Annotated in this window: 2 protein-coding genes and 1 pseudogene; all 3 read left to right on the forward strand. The window is 45.5% G+C overall.

Annotated features, from left to right (window positions below; translation table 11 throughout):
• The first annotated feature begins 65 nt into the window (after nucleotides 1-65).
• Nucleotides 66-2414, forward strand: coding sequence for an ABC transporter ATP-binding protein (locus B7X71_RS13900; protein ID WP_293601051.1), 2349 nt, complete (start codon nucleotides 66-68; stop codon nucleotides 2412-2414).
• Nucleotides 2411-2887 carry a DUF1854 domain-containing protein gene (locus tag B7X71_RS13905; protein WP_293598970.1) on the forward strand — a complete coding sequence of 159 codons (477 nt, stop codon included), beginning with the start codon at nucleotides 2411-2413 and terminating at the stop codon, nucleotides 2885-2887. Before B7X71_RS13900 ends, B7X71_RS13905 begins: the two co-directional genes overlap by 4 nt.
• A 187-nt stretch (nucleotides 2888-3074) precedes the next feature.
• Nucleotides 3075-3478 (forward strand): annotated as a pseudogene (locus tag B7X71_RS13910) (tripartite tricarboxylate transporter substrate binding protein); the annotation flags it as partial.

A 3478-nucleotide genomic window follows, 5' to 3' on the forward strand; every position in this document is an offset into this window, starting at 1 on the left:
TAGCTCTGAAAGTTGACAGCATCATTAAATCTTAGAAACCTAGCTCCACTATACTTTTAGGACTAATGAAGCCAGACATTTCCCCATCCGTACCCTCTGTACCCATTCAATGGGTTGCTGCATTAGAGGCCGATCAGTCCCCGGTAAAAGGGCTGGATTCCATACTGGCATGGGTTGAGCTGGATCTTGACGACATGATGCGCTTTGAAAAAAGCCTTCTTTGCTTGATCCCGTCAGGGCTATTTTGGACAGATGGCACCCACTCAGAATTTTGGCCGATTAGCTCTGGAGCCCATCTTCTCCAGGGAGATCACGCTGGAGTGGGTTATCTGAAATTGGAGTCTGAGGTCTCTTTGCTGAGGCTTTGGCGCTTTACTTTGGCTGTTAATCCTCAAATATTGCGTCTTCAGAGTGCCTATAAGCAGTTCATGGCTGGTGCCCAGATCGTCAAGGATTCTGAGGCTTCTGAATACGATAAACAGGTTTGCCCAGTTTGTTTGAGTCCAAAGCCAGCCAATTCAGAAGCTTGCCCCACCTGCGATCCTGAAGATGATGCTCCGCCATCTACTTTGACCTTATTTAAGCTGTGGCGTTTTGCGCGCCCCTATAAAAAAGAGCTTTTATTGGGTTTTTTTCTGACTTTGCTCTCAACCGGCGCCACTTTGATCCCGCCTTACTTGACGATGCCTTTAATGGATCACGTATTGATCCCATATGAAAAAGGTAATCCGATTGACTTCAATTTAGCAAGCAAATATCTCATTGCTTTATTTGTTGCCGCTGTCGTAGCCTGGGGTTTGGGTTGGTGGAAAACATACTTACTTGCATTGGTGAGTGAGCGTATCGGGGCAGATTTACGCAATACCACTTTTGAGCATTTGCTGAAATTATCTTTGGAGTATTTTGGCGGCAAAAGAACTGGTGACTTGATTGCGCGTATTGGAGCTGAGACGGATCGCATCTGCGTATTTTTATCTTTGTACGCTTTGGACTTTGCGACCGATGTGATCATGATCACGATGACTGCAGCAATTTTAGTTTCGATTGACCCCTTGCTGGCACTAGTAACTCTTGCGCCATTGCCATTTATTGTGTGGATGATTCATGTGGTCCGAGATAAGCTGCGTTTTGGTTTTGAAAAGATTGATCGCATTTGGTCTGAAGTGACTAATATTTTGGCGGATACGATTCCAGGCATTCGGGTTGTCAAGGCTTTTGCTCAAGAAGAACGCGAGCTCAAACGTTTTGTGGATTCGAATAAGCACAATTTGCAAATTAATGATCGCGTTAATCGAGTATGGGGTTTGTTCTCGCCAACAGTTACGCTATTAACTGAAACTGGCCTCTTGGTAGTGTGGGGTTTTGGTATTTGGCAGGTGGCTCATCAAAAAGTGACAGTAGGTGTGTTGATCGCTTTCTTGGCCTATATCGGACGCTTTTACATTCGATTAGATTCCATGAGTCGTATTGTTTCGCATACCCAAAAAGCTGCTGCTGGTGCCAAACGTATTTTTGATATCTTGGATCATGTTTCCAGTGTTCCCGAGCCAATCAATCCAGCGCCATTGGGGCAAGTGAAGGGTCAAATCTCCTTAAGGGGCGTGGGTTTCCGTTATGGCAACCGGGCCGTTTCTAAGGGGATTGATCTGGATATTGCTCCAGGTGAAATGATTGGTTTAGTGGGCCATAGCGGTTCAGGCAAGAGCACGCTAGTGAATTTGATTTGCCGCTTCTATGATGTGAGTTCAGGCGCCATCACATTAGACGGGCGCGACATTCGTAGCATCGGAATTGCGGACTATCGCAAGCGCATTGGTTTGGTACTGCAAGAACCCTTCTTATTCTTTGGCACGATTGCAGAAAATATTGCGTACGGAAAACCAGATGCTTCGCGCGAAGAAATTATTGAAGCGGCGCGCGCTGCACATGCTCACGAATTTATTCTGCGCTTACCGCTGGGTTACGACTCCTTAGTAGGTGAGCGTGGCCAATCTCTTTCTGGTGGAGAGCGTCAACGTATCTCAATTGCGCGTGCGCTTTTAATTAATCCAAGCATTTTGATTTTGGATGAAGCAACCTCATCGGTAGACACTACAACTGAAAAAGAAATTCAGCGCGCCTTGGATAATCTGGTGAAAGGTCGCACGACGATTGCGATTGCTCATCGCCTTTCTACTCTTCGAAAAGCTGACCGCTTAGTAGTGCTAGATAAGGGAGAGATTGTGGAGATCGGATCACATGATCAGTTGATGGATGCAAGGGGTGCGTATTACGCTTTGTATCAAGCGCAACTTCGCCACGCTGCAGAACTGGTTGAAGGTGGTGCGATTGGCGAGAGCATTGATGAGAATCAAAATGAAATAGATGAAGAGCGACTTCAAGTTATTGCCAAAGATGTCGGGGGAGAGGTATGAGTCACCATCAAAAATCCTATACTCTGGAGCGTGATGCCCTTGGTCGTCTAGTGTTTACAGATGCTCAGGGAACTTCGCACATTGGCGTCTTTCCAGTAAGGGCGTTCCCAATTACAGAGCCAGAGGCCGGAATCTCCATCATGGACCAGTCTGGTAAAGAGTTGTGCTGGTTTGATGATGCCAAGACTATTCCTGAGGGTGACTTAGCTCTTATTAAGGAAGAGTTGGCGGCTCGTGAGTTCATGCCCGTGATTAAAAAGATCACCAAAGTGTCTACTTTTGCCACTCCAAGTCTTTGGGATATTGAAACTGACCGAGGCCCCACCAGAATTCGCCTCAAAGGTGAGGAAGATATTCGCCGTATTGCCGGAAATACACTGCTAATAGCTGACTCCAATGGACTGCAGTTCTTGATCTCAGATTCCACGAAGCTCGATAAGGTTAGCAAGAAGCTTTTGGACCGGTTCAGATAGCAATTTCACTGCTAATTTTTATTAGGGTTATTACTAATTCAACTAGTGAAAGCCCTAGGTATCGATTTAAATATTGTTGATGCCAATCAAGAGATCTGTGCCCGGATCGATCAAAAATCATTACACAACAAAGAAAAGCCAAAGTAATATTGGTATTCAAAAATTTTTTGGAGGAGCGTTCATGAAGATGAAGTTAAAAGGGGCATTGATTTCCACCGCATTAGCCCTCGGTGCTGTTGCTGTTTCACCTGCTTTTGCTGCTTGGGAGCCAACCAAGCCAGTTGAGTTCATTATTCCTGCCGGTCCTGGTGGTGGTGCTGACCAAATGGCTCGTGTTATTCAAGGTATTGTTACTAAGCATAACTTGATGAAGCAATCCATTATTCCAATCAACAAGTCTGCTGGTGCGGGTGCTGAAGGATTTCTGGCAATCAAGGATGCAAAGGGTGATCCAAACAAAATCATCATTACTTTGTCAAATCTGTTTACTACCCCAATGGCAACAGGCGTTCCTTTTAACTGGAAAGAAATTACTCCGGTAGCTATGTTGGCTCTAGACCAGTTTGTTCTCTGGACCAATGCTGATAAGCC

Source organism: Polynucleobacter sp. 39-46-10 (assembly GCF_002282275.1).